The 21,696-nt window shown below is 60.6% G+C and carries 20 protein-coding genes and 4 tRNA genes; 11 read left to right on the top strand and 13 right to left on the bottom strand.

The features are described from left to right. Positions 1 to 66: 66 nt before the first annotated feature. Together dmeF and QN219_RS19930 are read right to left on the bottom strand one after the other, a co-directional pair. Positions 67 to 1,032: a CDF family Co(II)/Ni(II) efflux transporter DmeF gene (dmeF, locus tag QN219_RS19935; RefSeq protein WP_284001568.1), complete on the bottom strand. Its 966-nt coding sequence runs from the start codon at positions 1,030 to 1,032 to the stop codon at positions 67 to 69. Further along, a complete protein-coding gene (locus QN219_RS19930) occupies positions 1,029 to 1,310 on the bottom strand; it encodes a metal/formaldehyde-sensitive transcriptional repressor (RefSeq protein WP_284001608.1) in 282 nt (93 codons plus the stop codon). The genes dmeF and QN219_RS19930 overlap by 4 nt, the downstream gene beginning before the upstream one ends. A 429-nt stretch (positions 1,311 to 1,739) precedes the next feature. Here QN219_RS19930 and QN219_RS19925 point away from each other — a divergent pair, with 429 nt between their 5' ends. The 3 genes from QN219_RS19925 (at position 1,740) to QN219_RS19915 (ending at position 8,792) form a co-directional block, all read left to right on the top strand. Beyond that, positions 1,740 to 2,744 (top strand): GlxA family transcriptional regulator, encoded by a 1,005-nt coding sequence (locus tag QN219_RS19925; RefSeq protein WP_173512798.1) that lies wholly within the window; start codon positions 1,740 to 1,742, stop codon positions 2,742 to 2,744. 248 nt (positions 2,745 to 2,992) lie between these two features. Beyond that, positions 2,993 to 3,763, top strand: coding sequence for an outer membrane protein (locus tag QN219_RS19920; protein WP_284001566.1), 771 nt, complete (start codon positions 2,993 to 2,995; stop codon positions 3,761 to 3,763). 289 nt (positions 3,764 to 4,052) lie between these two features. Beyond that, positions 4,053 to 8,792, top strand: a complete 4,740-nt coding sequence (locus QN219_RS19915) for a cadherin-like domain-containing protein (RefSeq protein WP_284001565.1) — start codon at positions 4,053 to 4,055, stop codon at positions 8,790 to 8,792. Between the two features lie 217 nt (positions 8,793 to 9,009). Here QN219_RS19915 and QN219_RS19910 read toward each other — a convergent pair whose 3' ends face one another. Further along, positions 9,010 to 9,309 (bottom strand): hypothetical protein, encoded by a 300-nt coding sequence (locus QN219_RS19910; protein WP_284001564.1) that lies wholly within the window; start codon positions 9,307 to 9,309, stop codon positions 9,010 to 9,012. Between the two features lie 665 nt (positions 9,310 to 9,974). On the opposite strand from QN219_RS19910, the gene QN219_RS19905 reads away from it, so the two are divergent. Continuing rightward, complete coding sequence (locus tag QN219_RS19905) at positions 9,975 to 10,382, top strand: DUF1236 domain-containing protein (protein WP_284001562.1); 408 nt, start codon at positions 9,975 to 9,977, stop codon at positions 10,380 to 10,382. Between the two features lie 450 nt (positions 10,383 to 10,832). Then, positions 10,833 to 11,132: a hypothetical protein gene (locus tag QN219_RS19900; RefSeq protein ID WP_284001560.1), complete on the top strand. Its 300-nt coding sequence runs from the start codon at positions 10,833 to 10,835 to the stop codon at positions 11,130 to 11,132. Positions 11,133 to 11,139: 7 nt separating this feature from the next. Here QN219_RS19900 and QN219_RS19895 read toward each other — a convergent pair whose 3' ends face one another. Continuing rightward, the gene (locus tag QN219_RS19895) at positions 11,140 to 12,186 is read right to left on the bottom strand and encodes a GlxA family transcriptional regulator (protein ID WP_284001558.1); all 1,047 of its coding nucleotides are present in this window, start codon (positions 12,184 to 12,186) and stop codon (positions 11,140 to 11,142) included. A 274-nt stretch (positions 12,187 to 12,460) separates the two neighbouring features. Here QN219_RS19895 and QN219_RS19890 point away from each other — a divergent pair, with 274 nt between their 5' ends. Together QN219_RS19890 and QN219_RS19885 are read left to right on the top strand one after the other, a co-directional pair. Further along, positions 12,461 to 13,108: a porin family protein gene (locus QN219_RS19890; RefSeq protein ID WP_284001557.1), complete on the top strand. Its 648-nt coding sequence runs from the start codon at positions 12,461 to 12,463 to the stop codon at positions 13,106 to 13,108. A 239-nt stretch (positions 13,109 to 13,347) separates the two neighbouring features. Next, entirely contained in the window at positions 13,348 to 13,611 is a 264-nt protein-coding gene (locus QN219_RS19885) for a hypothetical protein (RefSeq protein WP_284001556.1), read from the top strand. 602 nt (positions 13,612 to 14,213) lie between these two features. On the opposite strand, the gene QN219_RS19880 is transcribed toward QN219_RS19885, so the two are convergent. From QN219_RS19880 to QN219_RS19845, 9 genes are all read right to left on the bottom strand, one after another. Next, positions 14,214 to 14,672: a BA14K family protein gene (locus tag QN219_RS19880; protein ID WP_284001554.1), complete on the bottom strand. Its 459-nt coding sequence runs from the start codon at positions 14,670 to 14,672 to the stop codon at positions 14,214 to 14,216. Positions 14,673 to 14,992: 320 nt separating this feature from the next. Further along, positions 14,993 to 15,328 carry a hypothetical protein gene (locus tag QN219_RS34025; RefSeq protein WP_309486604.1) on the bottom strand — a complete coding sequence of 112 codons (336 nt, stop codon included), beginning with the start codon at positions 15,326 to 15,328 and terminating at the stop codon, positions 14,993 to 14,995. Positions 15,329 to 15,587: 259 nt separating this feature from the next. Beyond that, positions 15,588 to 15,788, bottom strand: coding sequence for a hypothetical protein (locus QN219_RS19875; protein ID WP_284001552.1), 201 nt, complete (start codon positions 15,786 to 15,788; stop codon positions 15,588 to 15,590). Beyond that, the gene (locus tag QN219_RS19870) at positions 15,770 to 16,003 is read right to left on the bottom strand and encodes a hypothetical protein (protein ID WP_173512787.1); all 234 of its coding nucleotides are present in this window, start codon (positions 16,001 to 16,003) and stop codon (positions 15,770 to 15,772) included. The genes QN219_RS19875 and QN219_RS19870 overlap by 19 nt, the downstream gene beginning before the upstream one ends. Positions 16,004 to 16,830: 827 nt before the next feature. Then, positions 16,831 to 16,907, bottom strand: a tRNA-Arg gene (locus tag QN219_RS19865). A gap of 36 nt (positions 16,908 to 16,943) precedes the next feature. Next, positions 16,944 to 17,249, bottom strand: coding sequence for an ETC complex I subunit (locus QN219_RS19860; RefSeq protein WP_283978439.1), 306 nt, complete (start codon positions 17,247 to 17,249; stop codon positions 16,944 to 16,946). A 374-nt stretch (positions 17,250 to 17,623) separates the two neighbouring features. Further along, positions 17,624 to 17,700: transfer RNA gene (locus QN219_RS19855), tRNA-Pro, on the bottom strand. A gap of 91 nt (positions 17,701 to 17,791) precedes the next feature. Beyond that, complete coding sequence (locus QN219_RS19850) at positions 17,792 to 18,271, bottom strand: DUF192 domain-containing protein (RefSeq protein WP_284001551.1); 480 nt, start codon at positions 18,269 to 18,271, stop codon at positions 17,792 to 17,794. Continuing rightward, positions 18,271 to 18,849: a cold-shock protein gene (locus QN219_RS19845; RefSeq protein ID WP_173512784.1), complete on the bottom strand. Its 579-nt coding sequence runs from the start codon at positions 18,847 to 18,849 to the stop codon at positions 18,271 to 18,273. The genes QN219_RS19850 and QN219_RS19845 overlap by 1 nt, the downstream gene beginning before the upstream one ends. Positions 18,850 to 19,043: 194 nt before the next feature. Here QN219_RS19845 and QN219_RS19840 point away from each other — a divergent pair, with 194 nt between their 5' ends. The 4 genes from QN219_RS19840 (at position 19,044) to QN219_RS19825 (ending at position 21,683) form a co-directional block, all read left to right on the top strand. Then, positions 19,044 to 19,484 carry a VOC family protein gene (locus QN219_RS19840; protein WP_284001550.1) on the top strand — a complete coding sequence of 147 codons (441 nt, stop codon included), beginning with the start codon at positions 19,044 to 19,046 and terminating at the stop codon, positions 19,482 to 19,484. A 407-nt stretch (positions 19,485 to 19,891) separates the two neighbouring features. Beyond that, positions 19,892 to 21,250: a D-Ala-D-Ala carboxypeptidase family metallohydrolase gene (locus QN219_RS19835; RefSeq protein WP_284001548.1), complete on the top strand. Its 1,359-nt coding sequence runs from the start codon at positions 19,892 to 19,894 to the stop codon at positions 21,248 to 21,250. 108 nt (positions 21,251 to 21,358) lie between these two features. After that, positions 21,359 to 21,434 (top strand) — tRNA-Glu (locus tag QN219_RS19830). Positions 21,435 to 21,607: 173 nt separating this feature from the next. Next, positions 21,608 to 21,683, top strand: a tRNA-Glu gene (locus tag QN219_RS19825). Positions 21,684 to 21,696: the final 13 nt, after the last annotated feature.

The following is a 21,696-nucleotide window of genomic DNA, read 5'->3' as shown; positions in this document are numbered from 1 at the left end:
CTTTCTGCAGCAATCCTCCACTCCCGGGCCAACCGAGCGTTGCACAGGGGCAGCGAGCGCGGGACCTCACGCCGCCAGGCGCTCGACTTCGACCGTCACATGGGAAAGTTCGTGGAGATGTCGGAGCTTGTCACGGTAGAGCGACGGGCTTTGCGGGCTTTTCGTCACCAGCGAAACGATGGCGCCGTGATGGCCGGGGCCGAGCTGCCAGACGTGGAGATCGGTGATGCGGTCGCCGTCCCTCTCGATCGCAGCACGGATCTGCCCCGGCAGATCCTCGCCCGCCGGGATGTAATCCAGAAGCACGCTGCCGGCGTCGCGGATCAGGCCCGCGGACCAGCGGGCGATGACCAGCGCGCCGACAACGCCCATCAAGGGATCGAGCCACAGCCAGCCGTAAAGACTTCCCGCCGCCAGCGCGACGATCGCCAGGATCGAGGTCAACGCATCTGCCAGCACGTGCAGATAGGCGGCGCGCAGGTTGTTGTCGCGGCCGTGGCCGACCGCGCTGTGCGCATGATCACGACCGTCGTGCTGCTGGTGATGATCATGGCCGTGCTGATGATGGGAATGGTCATCGCGGAGCAGCCAGGCGCTGACGAGATTGACGACGAGGCCGAACACGGCGACGGAAATCGCCTGCGGGAAGCTGATCGCCACCGGGTTCATGAGGCGGACGAGGCTTTCCCATCCGATCAGCAGTGCAATCAGCGCAAGCACGATCGCGCTCGCGAAACCGGCGAGATCGCCGAGCTTGCCGGTGCCGAAGGTGAAACGGCGGTTGCGGGCGTTGCGCCGGGCAAAGAGGTAGGCCAGCGCCGCAATCAGCATGGCGGCGGCATGCGTCGACATATGCCAGCCGTCGGCGACAAGCGCCATCGATCCGTAATACGTGCCCGCCGCGATTTCCGCGACCATCATCGTCGCGGTCAGCGCAATGACGAACCAGGTGCGGCGCTCGTTGCGCTGGTGATTCTCGCCGAGAAAGACATGATCGTGGTCGGACGAGGCGGAAAGGCGGGCCTTGCTCATTTCAGGTATCTCCTGACGACTTCGATCAATTCGTCGGCGCCCTGCTCGCGGGCGCGCTGCTCCTGCTCGCGATCGGCGCCCGTCCCCGGCGCGGCAATATGATCGCGAATATGGTCCTCGATCAGCTCGACAGTAAGGCCCTGGACCGCGCCGCGCACCGAGGCCATCAGATTGAGGATTTCGCCGCAGGGCCGCTCGGCCTCCAGCGCACGCTCTATCGCCTCCATCTGTCCCTTCAGGCGACGGACGCGGGCGAGCAGTTTCGTTTGGTTCCGGATCGTGTGCTATATCTGCCTGAGGAGCAAGCTCGCTGGAAACGCCGCCGAACCGGGCGACTGCGCAGGACGCCTCCGGTATTGATGAGGCTCGAACCGCGCGTTGCGGCCACGCCAGAGAACCTTGTCAAATACCGACACGCCCGACGCGCCCTTTTGAGAGGTCGCAATCAACAAGGTTACAACCAAGAGGCGCAAGCGCAAACGCAACTCAGCCGGAGCGTTTTTTGCCAGATTGCGCCATGCACCGCACGCGTTGTGTCGCTTTTTCACAAAATTGCCGGAAAGCGGCCCGAGACGGTCGCCATTGTCGCCATGTCGCAATGGGAAATTTCTTTGCAGTCGCGGCTTTCCATGTCAATGTCGCAAATTGACAAGCCGAGCGACCTGTTCCACGCGACGAATATGGGCAGCGTAAGCCTGGGAGGCCTCATGAACAAACCCCTGACCAAAAAGCGTTCGCTCGTTTTCTTTCTGGTGCCGAACTTTTCCATGCTGCCCTTCTCGGCGGCGATCGAAACGCTCCGCATCGCCAACCGGATGCTCGGTTACGAGGCCTATACTTGGCGCCTCGCCTCCACCGACGGTCAGAAGGTCTTTTCCTCCAGCGGCATCGCGCTCGAGGTCAACACCTCCCTTGCCGACGAGCGCAAGTTTCTCGGTGGCGAGAACCGGCCCTCGATGGTGCTCGTCTGTTCCGGCATTTATGTCGAGGATTTCCAGAACAAGTCGGTCAACGCCTGGCTGCGCGAGGTCTACAACCGCGGCGTCGCCGTCGGCAGTCTCTGTACCGGCGCCCATGTGCTGGCATCCGCAGGCCTCCTGACCGGGAAGCGCTGCGCCATCCACTGGGAAAACCTGCCCGGCTTCTCGGAAAGCTTCCCGCAGGCCGAGGTCTATGCCGACCTCTACGAGATCGACAGCAACATTTATACCTGCGCCGGCGGCACCGCCTCGCTCGACATGATGCTGAACCTGATCGATCAGGATTTCGGCGAGAGCCTCGTCAATCGCGTCTGCGAACAGGCGCTGACCGACCGTGTGCGCGGACCGCATGACCGCCAGCGCCTGCCGCTCAGGGCCCGCCTCGGCGTGCAGAACTCCAAGGTTCTGTCGATCATCGAGCTGATGGAAAGCAATCTCGCCGAACCGCTGTCGCTGCTGGAAATCGCCGAGAACGCCGACCTCTCCCGCCGCCAGATCGAGCGTCTTTTCCGCCAGGAAATGGGCCGCTCGCCGGCGCGCTACTATCTGGAGATCCGGCTCGACCGCGCCCGTCATCTGCTGATCCAATCGTCGATGCCGGTGGTCGAGGTGGCTGTCGCCTGCGGCTTCGTCTCCGCCTCGCATTTCTCCAAGTGTTATCGCGAGCTCTACAATCGCTCGCCCCAGCAGGAGCGCGCCGAGCGCAAGCTAACGCTGCAGATGGCGCGCTAAATCTGCCACACCACCTCCTAAATCTTACAGGGGGAGTGGAGCCAAACACGTACGGCGATCCCTTTCAGAATGAATGGATCGCCGTAATGCGTTGAATAGTTGCATTATTTCTTCCCTTCGCGCGGAAGCAAATATCCATTAATGTTATTCTTACCTCCGGCTTTTCCTGTCGCCTGGCACCCTCTATGCTCGCATGACGCGAAAGGCGTTCGCCGATCGCTTCTAATTCCTGACCTCACGAGGAATGCATGTCCGGGCATAATTTGTCCGCGGGGCTCGCCGCGGGAGTGCTATTGTTGGGCGCTTGCGGAGCGCAGGCCGGCGATCTCACAAGTGACGCTGCGTCAGGCAACTGGTCTGGCTGCTATGTCGGCGCCCATGCAGGTTACGCCCACGCCAAGGCAGAGGCGAGCGATTCGCCGTTTACCGAAGGTCCCTTCGCCGGCACGGGCACATCCTGGAACAGCCTCGGCGCACCCTATGAGGTGATCGAGAGCGACGACCACGGAGCGATCGGCGGCGTCGAGGCCGGATGCGATCGGCAGGTGGACATCGACGGGTTGTCGTTGGTGTTCGGCGGCGCGATCGATTTCAACCTGATGGATCTCGGCGCCGGCAGCGCATCGAAGATCGTCGATGACACGCAAACGAGCTTCGATACCGATTGGGTCGGGACCGCGCGCCTGCGCGCTGGCCTCGCCGCCGAGGATCTCCTGTTCTACGTGACCGGCGGTCTGGCGGTCGCCGATATCGACGTTCGAGCCTTCGACACGCAGACCTTCCCGACAATCGGGCTCATGGATGTCTCCGGCGGCGGCGTCAAGACCGGCTGGGTGGCCGGCGCCGGGGCGGAATGGCGCCTCGCGCCGAACTGGTCGGCGTCGCTCGAATATCTCCATTACGATTTCGACGACGTCACAGCCACTGGCGCGGCAATCGACCCGGCCGGCGCCTTCCCGCGTTTCGAAAACGACCTCGATTTCGATGTGGTGCGCGTCGGCCTGAGGTGGCGACTTTAAGGATTGACGAAGGGGACCGTCAGCAATTTGGGGGTGAACGAGGGGCGGAGGCGAAGGCATTGGCCTTCAACGAAATTAGAGACAAAAATCTTATTTAAACAAGATGTTACAGTGATTTTTTCGCCCACCTCGAAGCGCGATCGGCACTGTAGATCGATAATCAGCAGGGACGGGTGAGCCCAGAGCCTTGACGGCCGGCCCCAACTCCGGTCCGTACGCCGGCAATCGCCGATATTCATTTGGCACCGCTGTCGCCAGCAGACCGGTGGACCATCGCAGGAGTGCAGACATGGCGCAGACATTGATCGACTTTTCCGCCGGCCAAATCACCGACGGATCGGCGGGCGGGGCCGATACCTCCCTCAGCGCCGGCGGGCTGGTCTTCACGATATCGGCGCAAGGCAACTGGAGCGCGAATTTCGATAACGGCCGGTTCAACTTCACCGAGGACCCGGCCTATGGCGGCGAGCAGTTCACGATCACCATCACCAGCGCAACCGGCGCGCTGATCGACTTCTACGATTACCAGATCAGTGTGAACGCTGATCCGATGGTCAGCGGCGGCTGGGCACCCTCCCTGAATGTCGACAGCACATCCTGGCCCGATGACGGAATCCACGGAGACGGTGTCGGGCCCTACTACTATCGAGCGAGCTTTGGCGGCAGCGTTCCCGCCGTCGTAAGGGGAACGTCGCTCAGCCTGGCCGACATGATCATTCCGGACACGACCACGACCGGCACGATGAGCTTCTGGCTCGACAACATAACGATCGACTCGAACAATCGACCGGTCGTCGCGAATTTCGGTGCCGCCGACGCGAAGGACTACGTCAGTGGCAGCCAGGGCGCCGTCCTCGTCGACACCGCCAGTCTCGCCGCCGTCACCGACACCGACAACACCGGTTGGAGCGGCGGACAGGTTCGCTTCACGCTTTCCGGGCGCATCGCGGGCGAAGATGCGCTCGGCTTGCGCAACGAAGGCATCGCCGCCGGACAGATCGGCATCTCCGGCAGCGATGTCACCTATGGCGGCGTAGTGATCGGAACGTTGAGTGGAGGCGGCACCAGCTCGAGCTTCCTCCAGGTCACGCTCAACGGCAGCGCAACAACTGCGGCAATCGACGCCATCATTCACAATCTTACCTATAGCAACCTGGGTGGGTCCCCGAGCGGCACGAGAATCATCTCACTGACCGTTCGCGATGCCGAGAGCGGCACGTCGGCATCGACCCAGACAACGATAAACCTCGTTTCTCCGAATGACGCTCCGGTCGTGACCACATCGGGCGGCAGTACCGCGTTTGCCGAGGGCGGTGCAACGATCGCCGTCGACGGCAGCATTACCGTGTCCGACAGCGACAACACCACCCTCGTCTCCGCCACGGTTGCCATCACCGGCAACTTCCAGTCCGGCCAGGATGTTCTCGGCTTCACGAATGACGGCGGGACGATGGGCAACATCACGGCGTCCTACAACGCCGCGACCGGCGTGCTGACGTTGACCTCCGCGGGCGGCACGGCGACGCTGGCCGAGTGGCAGGCTGCACTGCGCGCCGTCACCTATGCCAACAGCTCGAATATGCCGGCGACGGCGACGAGAACGATCAGCTTCGCGATCGATGACGGGCTGGAAAGCAGCAATATCGCCACCAAGACCGTCGCGGTGACGTCGGTCAACGACGCGCCTGAGGTGACGGCTCCGGCCAGCATCAGCGTCGTCGAAGACATTGCATCCGCGATCACAGGGATCAGCTTCGCCGACACCGACGCGGGTGGTGCAAGCGTAACCGTCACGCTGTCGGTCGGCGCCGGAAGCCTTGCCGCCACCAGCGGTGGTGGCGTGACGGTCGGCGGAAGCGGGACCGCGCTGACCCTCACCGGCACGATCGCCGACATCAATGCCTTCATCGCCGCCTCCAGCGTCGCCTATACGACGGCCGCCGACGCCACGGGCAATGTGACGCTGACCGCGACGATAAACGATGGCAGGAACACCGGCAGCGGCGGCGCGCAAACCGACAGCGACACGGTGACGCTTGCCGTGACGCCAGTGAATGACGGGCCGGTGGTAACCGCGCCCATTTCGATCGCAGTTGACGAGGACACGACAACGGCGATCAACGGCATAACCATTAGCGATGTCGATGCCGGGTCCGCTTCGATTAGCGTGACGCTCTCGCTCGCTTCGGGCACGCTCGCAGGCTCCTCGGGAGGCGGCGTCGCAGTAGCCGGAAGCGGAACCGGGTCGCTGACGCTGAGCGGTTCGATCGCCGATATCAACGCCTTCATCGCCGCATCCAACGTGACCTTCACCCCGGCCGCCAACACCACATCCAATGTGGTGCTGACCGCATTGGTCAATGACGGCGGGAATAGCGGCATCGGCGGTGCGCTGACGACCCCAGCGACCGTGACGTTTGTGGTGACCGCGGTGAACGACGCGCCGGTCAACCATGTGCCGGGACAGCAGGTGATCGACGACACGGATGTGCCCCTGATCTTCAGCAGCGTCAACGGCAATGCGGTCACGATCTCGGACGCCGATGCCGGCGGCGGCACGGTGCGGGTGACGCTGACGGCAAGCAACGGTGTGCTCGCGCTTGCGGGAACGACGGGACTGGTCTTCATCACCGGCAGCGGCGTCGCGGATTCGACGATGACATTCGAGGGAACCGTCGCCGACATCAACACGGCGCTGAACGGGATGTCGTTCCTGCCGACGGGAGGCTACTCCGGCCCCGCTTCGCTGCAGATCACCACCAACGATCTGGGGCTTGCGGGATCGGGCGGCATGCAGAGCGATACCGACACGATCGCCATCAATGTCGATCCGCCCAAGGTGGCCAATGTCGAGGGCATGTTCGATACCACCTACCATATGCGCGATACGGTCACCATCGTTGTGACCTTCGACAAGGCGATCGACGTCGACACCACCGGCGGGCGTCCGACGCTGCTCCTCGAGACGGGAGCTATCGATCGCGAGGCCGTTTACCTTGGTGGTTCGGGAAGCAAGACGCTCACCTTCGCCTATACGGTGCAGAAGGGCGACTCGAGCGCCGATCTGGACTACACCTCCATCGATGCGCTGATGCTGAACGGCGCAACCATCAAAGGCCTCAACTCGCTTGACGCCCTCCTCACCCTGCCAAGCGTCGGAGGGAGCCATTCGATCGGCGGACAGAACGAAATCGTCATCGATGGCTCCTTCGGAGCCCCAAGTCTCACTGGCGACAGGCAAGCCTCACTGGCCGAGGGGGCCTCGTACACATTCACGGTCGAGGATTTTTTCAGCGACCCGGCCGACAATGCCGCCGACGCCGTATTCACAATATCCGCGGTGAATCACGGAAAGTTCCTGGTAAATGGAGTCGAGGCCTCGCAATTCACGGGGGCACAGCTTGCAAACGGGCTCGTCACCTTCCAGCACGACGGCTCGGAAGACGACTTCGCCCCGTTCTATGTCCATGTGGATGACGGCACCGACAGGTTCCTTTTGTCGATCGATCCCATAAACGACGCACCGATCCGCACCGGCGATCTCAAGGCCGCGGTCGCGGAGGGCGGGAGCAACAAGCTTACGGTCGCCGACCTCAATTTCACCGATCCGGACGGCGCTGCCCCCTACATAGAAATTCAGGTTTCCAACCTGAAAAACGGCGTGGTGTTCGTCGACGGCGCCGCGGCCACGAGCTTCACGGCGGCCGATATCAAGAATGGCCTCGTCATCTTCCGCCACAATGGCTCGGAGAGCTCATCGGCCTCCTTCCAGTTCACCGCATCGGACGGCTACGACACAACGCCGCCCGTTCCCGCCAAGTTCAACTTCACCGTCAACCCGGTCAACGACGCCCCTCGCCTCACCGGCGATCTAAAGGCGTCGGTCACCGAAGGCGGCAGCTACAGGCTCGTTGCCGCCGACCTCGGCTTCACTGACCCGGACGACGCGGCCGCGGGCATTGCCTTCAACGTCTCCGGCGTCACCAACGGAACCGTGCTCGTCAACGGCGTCGCGGCGACGCGCTTTACCGGCGCGCAACTCGCAGCTGGCCTCGTTACCTTCCGCCACAACGGCTCTGAAACGACGGCGGCCTCCTTCAAGGTGGCTGTGGAAGACGGCAACGAGGACCTTTCGGCACCCGTTCCCGCCACCTTCACCTTCACTGTGAGCACGGCCAATGACGCCCCGACGCTCGCCCTGACGCAGCGTCTCTCTGCCATTGCGGAAAACGCCTCGACCGCTTCCGAGCGCAAGGTCGCCGATCTCCTCGTCACTGACGACGGGCTCGGCAGCAACGTTCTCACGCTCGCGGGCGCCGACTCCGCGCTCTTTGCCGTCCATGACAAAGCGCTGTGGCTTAAGGCTGGCGCGCGGCTCGATTTCGAGACCAATCCTTTCCTCGATGTCTCCATCCTGGTCGACGACAGGACCATCGGCACCGGCGCCGAAGTGACGAAAGCGGTCCCGGTCTCGGTCACCGACGCCGTCGAGCGCTATGTCGGCAGTTCGGGCGCCAACACGCTGACGGGCACGTCGGCCGCGAGCGAGTATTTCGACGGCGGCGGGGGCAATGACACGATCAACGGCGGGGCAGGCAAGGACACGATTGTCGGCGGACTCGGCGCCGACCGACTGACCGGCGGTGCCGGAAACGACACCTTCGTGTTCAACCTGATAGACGACTCGGCAAAGGGTTTCTCCGGCTACGTCAACAATGTCGCTTATGGCCCGGCCTCGGGCGCCGGCTACCGCGACATCATCACCGACTTCGGCAATGGCGACGACGTGATCAGCCTCACCGCCATCGACGCCAATACCGCGCTTGCCGGCAACCAGGCCTTCACCTGGCGCGGTAAGGGCGAATTCACGCGCAAGGCCGGAGAGCTAATCTACAAGACTTTCGATACTACCGGCACCGCCAACGACAAGACGATCGTCTACGGCGACGTCACCGGCGACGGACGCGCCGACTTCCAGATCGAGCTTTCGGGACTCAAGCAGCTCGTTGCGGGCGATTTCCTTCTGTGAGGCGAAAATGCCTGGGCGCGCAAGTGCCCGGTCCGAATGGAAAGCTTGCATGGAGGTCACGCATGACTCAATCACGGCGCAGACGCGCCGTGGCTGGTTTCCTGTGACGAGCAAAGGAATCCAGCCGCACCGAAAACCGCCCCTATTCGCGTTCTAGATTTCTGGCAACGAACGCATGAACTTAGCCCTTGCGCGCGGCGGTGCTGCGGCGCTACCGCTAGAAGTTAAAATAGATACTGACTCCCGGCCGCCGGTGGTAGCGGTAGTAGTCACGATAGCCGTAGTACCCATAATGGCGAGGGTAGCAGCGACCATAATAACGGCAGGAACGCCAAGCGTACCGCCTGTTCCAGTGACGATCCGCATGCCAATGGCGATGGCGCCGGTGTCTGACCTGTTCAACAGGGCCGGTCTGCACTTGCTCGGATTTCGGCACGAAAATCGGTGCGGCGTTAAGCGGTAAGGCGAACGACACGGCCAGGATTGCGGCTGTTAGGGCGGATAGGAGTTTTTTCATCGTATACTCTCCTTCGCTTGCTACCACATTGCGCCGTCAAGCCTGAACCTCCGATGAACGGTCCACGCGCCCCGTTAGAATCGCGCGCTCGACCGCCGGAGACTTTGAAAAAATAGCTGTCGAGCGGTATGGGCGCGGGCAGCGCCGCCCATAGGTGACTCTGGAGTTCGTTTCGAAGCCAGTGGGCGAAGGTCAATCACTCGATCATGCTGCGCCCGTCACTGCGCGCCTTTCGGGTCGCGGCCAAATGATCCGCTGGTCTTCGCAAAGGGCGGGTCGGACCGGATTGCGATTGGCAGGCCGCGCGCGGCAAACGGTCGTCGAAAGGCGTCGAACGCAGCCTGTTCGCGCGTCGATTCGAAGGATTCGCAGGCGAGAAGATACCGCGAAGCCTGACTCACCGTGACCTCGTCGCTGTTCTGGGTCAGCGGCGCCGTTCTTTCCAGCTTTTGGGTGATTGTGGATGGGCTGCCCCCGGGTCGATGTGATCTCCGGTCAATTATTTTTTCCTTAATTCTTGTTCATCGGATGAATTCCCAAAGTAAAGCTATGAAGAACAGGCTCACTATCGCGCGCTCATGAAGATAATCGGACCAAAGTCCCAAGACCGGAACCATTGCACAGCCCGTTCGTTGTTTTGACGAATCCAACAGGAGGACGAGACAATGAAAAAACTTGTACTCATCGCAACAGCAGCCACATTGCTTGCTGGTTCCGCTATCGCTCAGACCAACAACGAGGGTAAGGGCGGAACTGCGACGGGCATGGTCGGCGGTGCTGCAACTGGCGCCATAATCGGCGGCCCGATCGGGGCCGGCGTCGGAGCCGTCGTCGGCGGCGCACTAGGCGGCGCACTCGCACCACCACCTCCTCCGGTCGTCGCCTACGTCGAGCAGCAGCCAGTGCAGCAATCCGTGGTAGTGCAGCAACCGATCGCTGTCGGCAAGCCTCTCCCTGAGGCCGTCGTGTTGACGCCGGTGCCGGAGAACCCCGCCTACGCATATGCCATCGTTAACAAGCAGCGCGTGATCGCCGAGCCAAAGTCGCGCACCGTGGTTCAGGTCATCAACTGACCGGGCGAGTGCAACACCCCACCACCACTCAGCCCCACCTACCCTGCAGGGTGGTGGGGTTGATTGTCCGCCACTTTCCAAACTCATGCTGAGATGCGGAGGCCAGAAACGAGGCGCGGGTGCTCCGTTCCTTTATGGTGGGTCCGCATCACGCGCTCAACGCGCCCGTCTCGCTCGTCTCCATCTTCGGATCTGCGCGCCGGAATTCAGCAAATTCCGAATCCGAAACACTCTCATGACGATTGGGCCCGTGTTTCGCAATCGTACCGGTTAAGCGACGCGCAACAATTCGACGGATCCCGAACTGTGGCTCATACACATCGCGTGGCGGATAAAACTCGGCCGCGCCAAATTCGCTCTTTCGCCAGTGCGCATTCCGTTCTCTATCCGATGGAACCAACGAACCTTCCAACGGTTTTCCCTGCAGCTTGCGTCAAAAGGACAGCCATGATGCTTACCGCCCTGTTCGTCGCTTCGCTCCTGGCGCCCACGAACGTACTCTCCAATGTCGCTGCGGTGGAAGAGTTGCAAGCGGACTTCGAAAACGCGGTCGCCTGTGAGCAGATAGACGGCCGCAGGGTCTGGAAAGGTGCAATCGCCTATTACATCCAATCCTATGTCTATGAGAGCGATGCCGCAGGTCAGGCCGATGCCGCCGACGCCGTCTTGCCCGAAGACAATACACCGGAAACGGTCAAAGAGTTCGAAAGGGCCTGCGCGGCGATCGATTCGGCCCGGTCGTCTCGTTGAGGACACCTCAACCCGTGTCTGAAACCCGTAGCGGTTTCTTCCGCGCTTTGCGACCGGCCACTGCTTCGGCGCGCAGGGCAGTTTCTTCGCGATTGGCACTTCGCATCTTCAGCGGGCTTGTTTGATATTCGCGGCTGTAGGCGCGCGAGAAGGCAGAGAGGCTGTCGAAGCCGCAGCGCAGCGCGATATCCCGAATCGGAATCCCCGAATCGCGAACTAGCCGGTGCGCCACCTGAAGCCGAAGGCGAAGATAATAGGCCGCAGGACTGATCGAGAGCCCTTTCGCGAAAAGGAGTTCGAGCTTGCGCCGCGAGATAGATAACCGCCGTGCCAGCGCCGCCACCGTCATCGGTCGCTCCAAGGTGCGCTCCATCAGCCTTATCGCGCCGGCGAGCTCGGGATCGCGGGCCTCGATGCGGCCGAGCGACACGAAGGGCTGCACATCCGTGGCGCTGTGCATCTGGTCGTAAACGAAGATGCTGGCAACATCGAGCGCCAAGGCGGGGCCCAACCTCTCGGTGATCAGATGCAACATCATATCGAACGTCGGCGAGGCGCCACCGGAGGTCCAATATTTGCCGTCGGTGACGAAGCGGTCACCGATGACGGTCAGCGCGGGAAAAGTCTGGCTGAAATCCTCGAGCTCTTCCCAATGCGCCGTTGCCTTGCGGCCATTGAGAAGCCCTGACCGACCGAGTAGCCAGCAACCGGACTCGATACCCGCCACAATGTCGAAATGGCGAGCGCACTCCTGCAGCGTGGCGAGAAACCGCTTTCCGACATGCCTGTGGAGGTTAAAGCCGCCGATTACGAGGAGAAGATCACCGCCGAGCGGCGGCGCGAACCGGCCGTCGACATTGATTGGAACGCCGCAGGTCAACATGACCGGCTCTCCGTCCCCGGACAGGAGCCGCCAGCAAAAGACCTGTCTGCCGGCCACGCGATTTGCGGCGCGCATCGGATCCAGCACAGAGGCCAGCGACATGATTGACGACTCGGGCAGGACGACAACCACGACCTCAATCGGAGATTGTTTTTCAATACGTTCCCTCATGCGGATAACGTCAAATTTTATGCGGCTTATGTCAAATCCGAAAACGGCTTTCAGGCATTATCGACAGGCAATCGATCTCCCTTCGCGCGGCGTTTGCAGCCCCGCGCAGAGACGTTCCCCTTTCCGCGATTTTTCCGGAACGGGCCGGCCGGATCCAAACCCGCCGGCCCGTTTTTTTCTCTGTGCGAATGCACATGATTCGGCCCATCTGATTTTTGGCAGACTCGTCGCCCATTAGTTGATATCTTCGGTTGGACAACAGGAGGCATCTGTGATGATCAGAAATGTGCTTGTTGCGATCTTCGGCGCGTCCCTGTTGGCAGGAACATCCCACGCAGCAGACTTGACGGAGGCTCCAGCGCCCGCGCCGGTTGTCGAAGCAGCACCCACATTCGTCTGGACCGGCGGCTATGTCGGACTTCAAGGCGGCGGCGGATGGCTCAACAGCGATTTAAGCGTCCCCGGAGCAAGTGCCTCAGAAGACTTCAACGGCGGCCTCTTCGGCGCGTTTGCTGGTTACAATTACCAGCATGGTGACTGGGTCTTCGGCATCGAAGGGGATGTCACCTACAATTGGAACGACAAGACCTTCACAGTCTTCGGCGCGAATACGGAAGTCGGCACCGATGTCTCCGGATCGGTGCGCGGGCGCGTCGGCTACACTTTCAACGAAAAAGCCTTGCTCTACGCGACCGGCGGCTGGGCGGTGACCCGCGGCTTCGTCGATGTTGCTGGCGCCTCGGAGGAGAAGGAGACATTCAACGGCTGGACCATCGGAGCCGGCGTCGATTATGGCTTCACCAACAGTGTCTTCGGTCGGGCCGAGTATCGCTACAATGATTTTGGCGACGAGGATGTGGGTGGCGTCAATGTCGATCTCGACCAGCACCAATTCACAGTGGGCGTCGGCGTGAAATTCTGACGACTGCGATCGGCCCGATCGACGCCCCCGGCTCTACTCCCCGGGGGTTTTTTCTGAGGATAGACCATCAGCCGGATGCAAGATGTCAAGCAACATTGCCGTACGGCATTTTTCCTTACATAGGATCCTTAAGGATCAACATGCGGGAATTCAAAGTGCTACAGCGATCTTTGCGCATCCGGTGAGACGCGCGGCGCTGGAGGAGCCACGCACCGAAGGGTGGAAAAACGGGAGGAGCAATGGGAAAGTTTCTCGAATTTCTGGGCGGCATCATCACGATCGGCACGCTCGCTTTGCTGGCGATGACGCTTATACCTTCTCTCGATATCAGGACCCTGCTGGCGGTGCTGCCCTGGGCGTTTCCGGCAATTGCTGGCGGCCTCATTCTGGTTGCCTTCGGCTCGATGCTCGATCACCTCGCCGCGATCCGCTCAGCTGCGGAAAAACAGGCGGACATCTTCCAAAAACTGCTCGACCGACGGGCTCCGCCAAAGACGGAATAGCGGCGAAGGCCGCTCGCAACGACCCGGTTGCAGGGCATGAACCTGAATTGTCGCGACGGGTCAGCGGCGATTTTCCGGCTTAGCGGGACCTTGCGGCCGTCGAACAACGATTTCTTCAGCCGCGCTCTCGTCGCTGTCAACGCACTGCGGATCAAAGTGGATTTCGCGACCCCAACGCCCTGCGATACCGTTCGCGTGGCTCGAAATCCGAGTGCAGTCTTCGGTAGATTGAGGACGCCTTCAATTCTACTGGTTGAAAAAACCAACTGCTGGCTCCAATATCCACGGTGAGACGACCAACCTGAGGAGGGAGCCGCCATGAACAGAAATGTGGTCATCGGCATCATCGTTGTCGCACTTATCGTTCTTGCCGTGATGTATCTGATGCCAGGAACCGGTACACAAACAACCGAGACGGCTCCTGCTCCGACAACGACGGAACCAGCGCCACCGCAACCGGCAACGCCACAGCAACCCGCGACAACACAGTAGCGCTGAACGCAAAGGCGCCGCATGCCTTTGAGGCAAGCGGCGCTATGACACCCTTGAAGCGCCGATCCTTGTTCAGCGAAACATACAGCAATCAGCGGCTTCGAGTACGCTCAGTAGTAAGGCGAGATGCACTGCTGACGAGGCCCGTAGTAAGGTTGGAAGCTGTTGTCGTATGCTTGGTAAGAGCGATATCGGGCGTAGCACCAATCCACGTGGGCTCGGCTGAAGTCCCTATAGACGCGTCGCGGCGGCGGCGGTGCTGCGATTGCACCTCCGATGACCACGCCCGCTCCGAACGCTGCCAAGGGATACCACCATCCGTCACTGTGCCGGCGATAGCCGTCGCGACGATAGCGATAACCACGGTAACCGTTGTACCGACCGTAACGAGGCCCGTCATACCCACGCCAGCCGTAACGCGGTCCACCATGGTGCCATGGCCTGTGGTGGACTAAGTCTATGCCGCTCGAGTTCGACTGCGACACTGGCGCAAAGGGCATGGCCTGAGCCGGTGCATAGCTTGTGAATGCCGTAACAGCCGCAACGATCAATGTGCCGATCTTCTTCATCGTATCACCGAATCTGTTTCCGATGAGGCGATCTTTCATTGTGGCAACTGAACCGAGCATGAACGAGCGCTGAAGTGGAGCCGCATCGCGCACGAGGTCAGTTGTGTCTCGATGGGGAAGTCAAAGAAGGACTGTGGGGCGCAGAATTTAGTCGCGCCTTGGATCTGCGGTGTTTCCGAAGCTCGGTGACGATTATAGACTTGGTGAGGGCGGGCGACGTCTATGCGACCCACTCACCAAGCCGGCTTGATTACGGAACACGACCTCCCTGATCCGCTGAGGGATCAGGGAAAATCTCCGAACCACCGAACCAGCAGGCGTCAGCCTATGCGAGGGCAGCCTGGTCGATTTGCAAAATACACGGTCGTGTATCGACCCCGGCGACCGACGCCGTCCACGACGACCTGCCTGCGTGTAATCGCTTCAATTTGGGGATCACGTAGCCCCAGCCTGTAGGCACGGCGGATAGCCTGCCGTTCGCTGCACCCGCGATACGGTCGGTAATCATCATCATCATACCTTCGATCGCGCATCTGCACGTCAGGACCACCTGGGCCGATATACAAGTCCAGAGACTGAGCCGGCGAAGCAGATGGCAGGGCCGCCAAGGCGCCGGCCACAATCAATCCGGTCGCGAGAACCTTGCCAATGTTCATGGCTTCTCCTCCATATCCTCATTTAAGTTTCCGCTAAACTGATATCTGAACGGTGCTGGAGCAGATAAAGTTCCAGAAAACGGCCGACTGGGCGAGAACATAATGGGAACATATTTGTCGCGTTGCCGCCGGTCACCCCGGACCCAGGGGGAGTTCTGGATCATGCGCGGAACGTGTATGCGATGAGTGTGGCCGCCGCCCGGGAACGCCATGAGACGAGCGCGGCCGGCCGGCCATGGCTACTTGCCGGTCCTGCTTCTTACGGACCGCCTGCCATTGATCCGACGACCACCATCACTACCGCGTCCACGTCGATTTCACCATCGACCGCGAGCTTGTCTCCGATGCGGCTGACACGCAGTTTCGAGGGATTTTCGGCTGCCTGCCGTTCAAGTTCTTCGACGACCGCGGCAATGGCCTTCGCCTCCAGATTGCCCTCATTCAGATTGCTGGTACCCATTTCCAGAAAACGCCTTCCTTGCGCTCGGGATAATGCTTGAACTCGCACTCGAATTGCCGGCCGTACGATGCAGCTTCAGCCAACGCCGCCTGAGCCGGCGGATTCATTCCCGTACCGGGAGCGAACCAATCTTCGAGGAGGTCATCAGGAACGTAGGTCCCTATCCTCAAAGGAAGACTGGCCAACACGAAGTCCATCTCTTTTGGTGGCGGCATGCGCTCCTCCTGACCGGCCTAACAAAGTTGCAGCCCGGAGGTTCCGCAGCTTGGTCCTTCCGCACCGCACGGCCATTCCTATGGTAGATTAAACATCAGCGGATCGTCCCCGCTCGCTCTCCCTGTTCAACGAGCTTACCAGAGCCCCCTGTATCGCGCCAAGCGCAGCGCTCCGACCTTGGCAAGGATCATCAACTGCGGCTGCCTTGCGACAAGATCATATCGGACTTTAGTCCGGCGCCGGGTTGCGTTTGGACGTCCAAAGGTCCGACGCGCCGTGCCGCCAGGTGCGATATGCTTTGTCAGACGATGTTGCGGCGACGATGCGCCGGCAAACGAATGTCGCCGACCAATTCACGACAGTTCGACGGGGATCTTTACCTATGGCATTTTCGGACGCGGAGTGGAGAGATCGCATTTCCAGTTTCGCTTGGGGAGCTATATCCAGCCCCGCATCGATTGTCCTTTATATTGCGGCTGCCATGCTGATCGCTGCACTTGCGAGCGCAGGAACAGGCATCCCTTCTTACGTGCTCGTAGCAGCAGCGGTTGTAATAGTGCTGTTCATCGACCCCCCGGAGAAAATAGCAAAACACAGGGAGCGGCGGCGGCGATAGTCGCGGTGGAGCTTTCTCTTCATCGGCGATGCGGCCGCCGATTCGAAGAAGGAACAGCCGATCAGAAGTGCCGCTTACCTGGCTGAGATGCGCCTCGCAAGCGCGCGACGATGAAATCACCCACAAGACGCGGGGACCGCCAGCCGACGAGGGCGCGACGGCTTATGAAGTTGCTGCGCTGTTCGGCTGGACGAGACAATATTGGAAAGTTGGCGACCCCTGCAGGACTCGAACCTGCGACAACCTGCTTAGAAGGCAGGTGCTCTATCCAACTGAGCTAAGGGGCCGTTGGGCGTCGCCCTCTCGCGGACTTCCCCAGAACCTCAATGGGTCCAGGGTTGCATCCGGTTGAAACGGAAATTGTCCGAATAGGACACATTCTTGCGCGTCGAATCCTTCGGCGCAATCACCCGGTAGTCGATGCCGTTGCGTTCGGCGTAGGCGATAGCCTGTTCTGCACTTTCGAAGGTGAGACGCAGTTGCTGGCGCATATCGCCGGAGCTCGTATATCCCATGATCGGATCAATGGTACGCGGCTTTTCCTGATCGAACTCCAGCACCCACAGATTCGTCTTGGCCTTGCCGGATTGCATGGCTGTCTTTGCGGGACGATAGATCTTCGCGGACATTGTTTCGAACGGCTCCCGTTTACCCATCGCAGCGCTGCGTCTTTCTCAGACGCCAACGATCGCTGAAACACTTTGATTTGCTGCATGATTCCTGAGTTTTAATCGATTCCGATTAAGGAATTATGCAGCAGCGCAGCGGGCTTTCGCCCGCGCCTCGCGTCTTCCCTTAGCGCAGATTGATCCAAAACGGAATGACCAATGAACCGAAAATGAGGCTTTTCCGACAGCATGCGTGCCGCATCGAAAACTCGTTCCCGACACGGAGAGTCGGCTGCTTGCGTACGGCTGGACCGGGAGCGTCGGAGAACCGGCACCGCCCACAAATTCGGCCGGGGCGGCGAGAAGAAAACTGGAAAATAACTCAGAAAATCAAGTGGTCGGAGTGGAGAGATTCGAACTCCCGACCCTCTGGTCCCAAACCAGATGCGCTACCAGACTGCGCTACACTCCGTGCCAACGAGGCCCGGAGATACACGCTTCGCCTCGTGCCTGCAACATGAATTTTTGTGCCCAGTTGAACGGCACGGGGAGACCCGACACACTCAGTTCGCGGCCGGAACTCGGGAGCCTTCGAGCCGGTCGCCCGGTTTTATGCCGAGTCGCCTCACGGTTCCGGCGTTGAGCTCGAGCACGAATGCCACCGGTTCACCCGAATCGATGATCGCCTCGGACAACGGCACGGCATTCTCATGAATCGTGCGAACCGTTCCATCGCGGGCGACGAAGAGCATGTCCAGCGGCAGGTAAGTGTTCTTCATCCACATCATCACCCGGCGCGTCTCTCCAAAATCGAACAGCATGCCGTGATCCGGCGCCATCTGTCGGCGATACATCATCCCCTGCTCGCGTTGGGCAGGATCGACCGCGAGTTCAACCGTCAGATCACGGGGGCCGGCGCCTGTCAGGAGGCGGAGCTTGTCGCGGGCAAAGGAAATGTCGGCGGCAACGGCAGAGACGACCAGCGACAACAAAAAAAGCGCCGTGACGGCGCTTCTTGCAAAAATGCCGGGAGACGGGATCATCAGTGGGACCGGCTGGTTGGCGTCGGGCCGTCCGGATGAATCTCCGCAGCCATGAGACCTTTTTCGCCGTCGCCGAAGCGCACCAGAACCACCTGCCCGGGCCGCAACTCCGTGAGGCCGAAGCGGCGCAGCGTCTCCATATGTACGAAGATGTCCTCGGTGCCTTCGCCGCGCGTCAGGAAGCCAAAGCCTTTGGTGCGGTTGAACCACTTGACGAGCACGCGCTCCAAGCCGCTGGTCGGCGTGACCTGAACATGCGTTCTGACCGGGGGAAGCTGCGACGGGTGAACGGCGGTCGACTGATCCATGGAAAGAATGCGGAAAGCCTGGTATCCGCGATCCCGTTTCTGGACAAGCGCGACAACGCGCGCACCCTCCAGAACCGTCTGATAGCCGTCGCGTCGCAGGCAGGTAACGTGCAGCAAAACGTCCTGCATGCCGTTGTCAGGCACGATGAAGCCGAAGCCTTTCGCTACGTCGAACCACTTGATAACGCCGGTAATTTCGATGAGGTCAAGGGCGTCATTGCCAAAGTCGTCATTGTGGATGACGTCTTTCGAAGATGTTCTATCCGCCATTCTCCCAGCCCCTCGTTTACGCGCAACTCTTGATACGGTTAACTGATTCTTATTGACCAGAATAACATCGTCCCGCTGCGCATGCGCAAGTCCCACGACATATTTTGGCCGGGGTCATTTATGGGGACGCAGCCTTGCCTCTGGCTTGCTGCAGGTTAAGTATACGCCATATTCTCAGAAACAGGGACAACCCAATGCGCTATCTGCACACGATGGTTCGTGTAAAGGACCTGGACCAGGCTCTTCACTTCTATTGCACGCTCTTCGGCCTCAAGGAAATACGCCGGTACGAAAACGAAAAAGGCCGATTCACGCTTGTCTTCCTTGCCGCGCCCGGCGACCTCGACCGGGCGAACGACGAACGCTCCCCCTGCCTGGAACTCACTTACAACTGGGACACAGAGGACTACAGCGGTGGTCGCAACTTCGGTCATCTCGCCTACGAAGTGGACGACATCTACGGCTTCTGCCAACACCTGATGGACAATGGCGTCACCATCAACCGTCCGCCCCGCGACGGACATATGGCCTTTGTGCGCTCGCCCGACGGAATTTCGATCGAGATCCTGCAAAAGGGCGACAACCTGCCCGCGCAGGAACCTTGGGCATCCATGGGCAATACCGGCAGCTGGTAAGCTCCGCGCAATTCCGGCCGACTAGCGTCTGAACCGAGCCAGCGGTTCGACCCGTGTGGCACGGCACGGCAAGGCCCCGAGGATCGGAAATATCGACGAGCGGTCTTAAGGCCCGGCCTGATGCCGGGCCTTCGCATGTCTATTGTGAAGGTGCAAAAAGGTTAGCGCAGGTTTACAAATTGCGCGAGGTTGATTAACTTTGCGCACCAGACGTTGAAATGGGGTTCTGCTTCGCAACCAGTTGCGCGTCAAAGCCCTTTACTTGGCCTGACCTTTCCGGTGGCGAGCCTTTTTGCTCGCCGCGAGGAAAATGAGTTGTTTGTTCTGGGGCGATGTTTCGGAACTGAGACTTAATGCATGCGCGATGGGGAAAGCCTCGAGCGTGCACGGAGAGCGGGGATAAGACGTTGCAACATCTGGAGGCGAAGTGCGCGTTCCTGACATTCGGGCGCGCGGCGGCATTATCCGTATCATTGTTCGCATTGGCAGGTTGCATGTCGTCGGCTGGTGACGAGACAACGGCCTCACTGAAACCGCAACAATCGACGACACCGTCGCAGACAGCCGGGGACGAAGGCGACGCCGGCGAAGCGCAGCTTGCGGCCAGCTCCGCCACCGTGGCGCAGCAGGCGCCGGGCGTCGCTGCCCAGACCGGTCCGGAGGCGACACAGCAAGCGTTGACGATGCAGGGCACCGGCCTGCGCGCCACATCGTCCAGCATTTACGGACAAAACCCCAGTGCCGCGGCTGAGGGCCAAACGGACGCCGACCAGGCGGCAGTTGCAGCACCCGGTAACGGTGTTCTGCCCCAGCCAACGGCGGTCAATGCAACAACCAACAGCCTCTTCAGCAACGGGCAAACCGTGGCCGAACCGGCCGCCGCCTCCCAACAGGGCGCAAGCAATGAAGCGCCGGCTGAAGCGCAGACCGTTGGAGAGACGGCCGCCAGCGGACCTGCGACAGCGGGGGGGAACGACATTCCAGTCGCCGTTCCGTTGCCGCTCAGCGCACAGGCGGCGTTGTCCGGCAAGATGCCGGCCGAGCTTCAGCCGGTAGAAGTTGCCTCGGTGGCCCCGGCGACGCTTCAGCAAGCGAATCCCAATCAGCCTGTCGATCCTGTCGATCCAGAGAAAGAAGAGAGCGAGACGCGGGAAACGAGCAAGACCTGGACGCTCGCGAGCCTTTTTGCTCCGAAGCGGAAGGAGAAGCCGCGCTCCGATGGCGAACGCACCGCCCGGCCGATCGAGAAGAAAACGATCACCGCCAGCAATGCGCGCCAGCCACAGGTTGCCTCCCTCGCCTACGCGTCGTTGCCTGGCGTCAACATGAATCCCCTGTTCAGCATGGAGCATGAAGCTCACGTTGCCGATGAGGAGGACGCACCCGTCGAAACGGCGGCGCTATCCGGGCTTGCGCGTCTCGCGCCGAACGGTCTCGTCCTGCAAACAGAGAGAGTGGAAACCGGCTGCTTCAAGCCCGAGCTTCTCGAGATGTTGAAGACGGTCGAGAGGCACTACGGCCGCAAGGTAATGGTGACCTCCGGGCTTCGGGCGATCAAGGTCAACCGGAAACGCCAATCACTCCACACGCAGTGCGCGGCGGCCGACATACAGGTCAAGGGTGTCAACAAGTGGGACCTCGCGAGCTTCCTGCGTAGCGTTCCGGGTCGCGGCGGCGTTGGTACCTACTGCCACACGGAATCGGTCCACATCGACATCGGTCCTGAGCGGGACTGGAACTGGCGCTGCCGCAGACGCAAGGGCTAACTTAGCGCCCGAAGAAGCCCGTTCGGTCGCATTGTCATTTTTTTGAGAAAAATGAATTTAGCCGCTTGCGGGAATCCGAAGCGCTCTCTATAAGCCACCTCGTCTTGGGCGCCCATCGTCTAGCGGTCTAGGACGCCGCCCTTTCACGGCGGAAACACGGGTTCGAGTCCCGTTGGGCGTGCCATTCCTTCTTTGATATACTTCTGGATACTTCAGGGTTGCGTTGTCGCATCGCGTTTATGCTTGCCTAAAGAAGACAGAAAGCTTTCAAGAAGTTTTCCGCAAGAAAAATTGATCTGGCGGCAGCTGATCACTTGCGGGAACCAAAAGGCTTCTCTATAAGCCATCTCGTCTTGGGCGCCCATCGTCTAGCGGTCTAGGACGCCGCCCTTTCACGGCGGAAACACGGGTTCGAGTCCCGTTGGGCGTGCCATTCCTCCTCTTTC

The sequence above is a fragment of the Sinorhizobium sp. 8-89 genome, assembly GCF_030124325.1.
Classification (GTDB): domain Bacteria; phylum Pseudomonadota; class Alphaproteobacteria; order Rhizobiales; family Rhizobiaceae; genus Sinorhizobium.
Note: the sequence above shows the minus strand (reverse complement) of the source record. Positions and strands in the feature narration are given on the sequence as shown.

Excerpts from the sequence above, each read along its gene's own strand:
- QN219_RS19920 (WP_284001566.1), top strand. The coding sequence starts at position 2,993 with ATGTCCGGGCATAATTTGTCCGCGGGGCTCGCCGCGGGAGTGCTATTG.
- dmeF (WP_284001568.1), bottom strand. The coding sequence starts at position 1,032 with ATGAGCAAGGCCCGCCTTTCCGCCTCGTCCGACCACGATCATGTCTTT.
- QN219_RS19860 (WP_283978439.1), bottom strand. The coding sequence starts at position 17,249 with ATGTCCGCGAAGATCTATCGTCCCGCAAAGACAGCCATGCAATCCGGC.
- QN219_RS19880 (WP_284001554.1), bottom strand. The coding sequence starts at position 14,672 with ATGAAGAAGATCGGCACATTGATCGTTGCGGCTGTTACGGCATTCACA.
- QN219_RS19925 (WP_173512798.1), top strand. The coding sequence starts at position 1,740 with ATGAACAAACCCCTGACCAAAAAGCGTTCGCTCGTTTTCTTTCTGGTG.
- QN219_RS19885 (WP_284001556.1), top strand. The coding sequence starts at position 13,348 with ATGGGAAAGTTTCTCGAATTTCTGGGCGGCATCATCACGATCGGCACG.
- QN219_RS19900 (WP_284001560.1), top strand. The coding sequence starts at position 10,833 with ATGCTTACCGCCCTGTTCGTCGCTTCGCTCCTGGCGCCCACGAACGTA.
- QN219_RS19905 (WP_284001562.1), top strand. The coding sequence starts at position 9,975 with ATGAAAAAACTTGTACTCATCGCAACAGCAGCCACATTGCTTGCTGGT.
- QN219_RS19895 (WP_284001558.1), bottom strand. The coding sequence starts at position 12,186 with ATGAGGGAACGTATTGAAAAACAATCTCCGATTGAGGTCGTGGTTGTC.
- QN219_RS19890 (WP_284001557.1), top strand. The coding sequence starts at position 12,461 with ATGATCAGAAATGTGCTTGTTGCGATCTTCGGCGCGTCCCTGTTGGCA.
- QN219_RS19875 (WP_284001552.1), bottom strand. The coding sequence starts at position 15,788 with ATGGGTACCAGCAATCTGAATGAGGGCAATCTGGAGGCGAAGGCCATT.
- QN219_RS19915 (WP_284001565.1), top strand. The coding sequence starts at position 4,053 with ATGGCGCAGACATTGATCGACTTTTCCGCCGGCCAAATCACCGACGGA.
- QN219_RS34025 (WP_309486604.1), bottom strand. The coding sequence starts at position 15,328 with ATGAACATTGGCAAGGTTCTCGCGACCGGATTGATTGTGGCCGGCGCC.
- QN219_RS19910 (WP_284001564.1), bottom strand. The coding sequence starts at position 9,309 with ATGAAAAAACTCCTATCCGCCCTAACAGCCGCAATCCTGGCCGTGTCG.
- QN219_RS19845 (WP_173512784.1), bottom strand. The coding sequence starts at position 18,849 with ATGGCGGATAGAACATCTTCGAAAGACGTCATCCACAATGACGACTTT.
- QN219_RS19870 (WP_173512787.1), bottom strand. The coding sequence starts at position 16,003 with ATGCCGCCACCAAAAGAGATGGACTTCGTGTTGGCCAGTCTTCCTTTG.
- QN219_RS19840 (WP_284001550.1), top strand. The coding sequence starts at position 19,044 with ATGCGCTATCTGCACACGATGGTTCGTGTAAAGGACCTGGACCAGGCT.
- QN219_RS19850 (WP_284001551.1), bottom strand. The coding sequence starts at position 18,271 with ATGATCCCGTCTCCCGGCATTTTTGCAAGAAGCGCCGTCACGGCGCTT.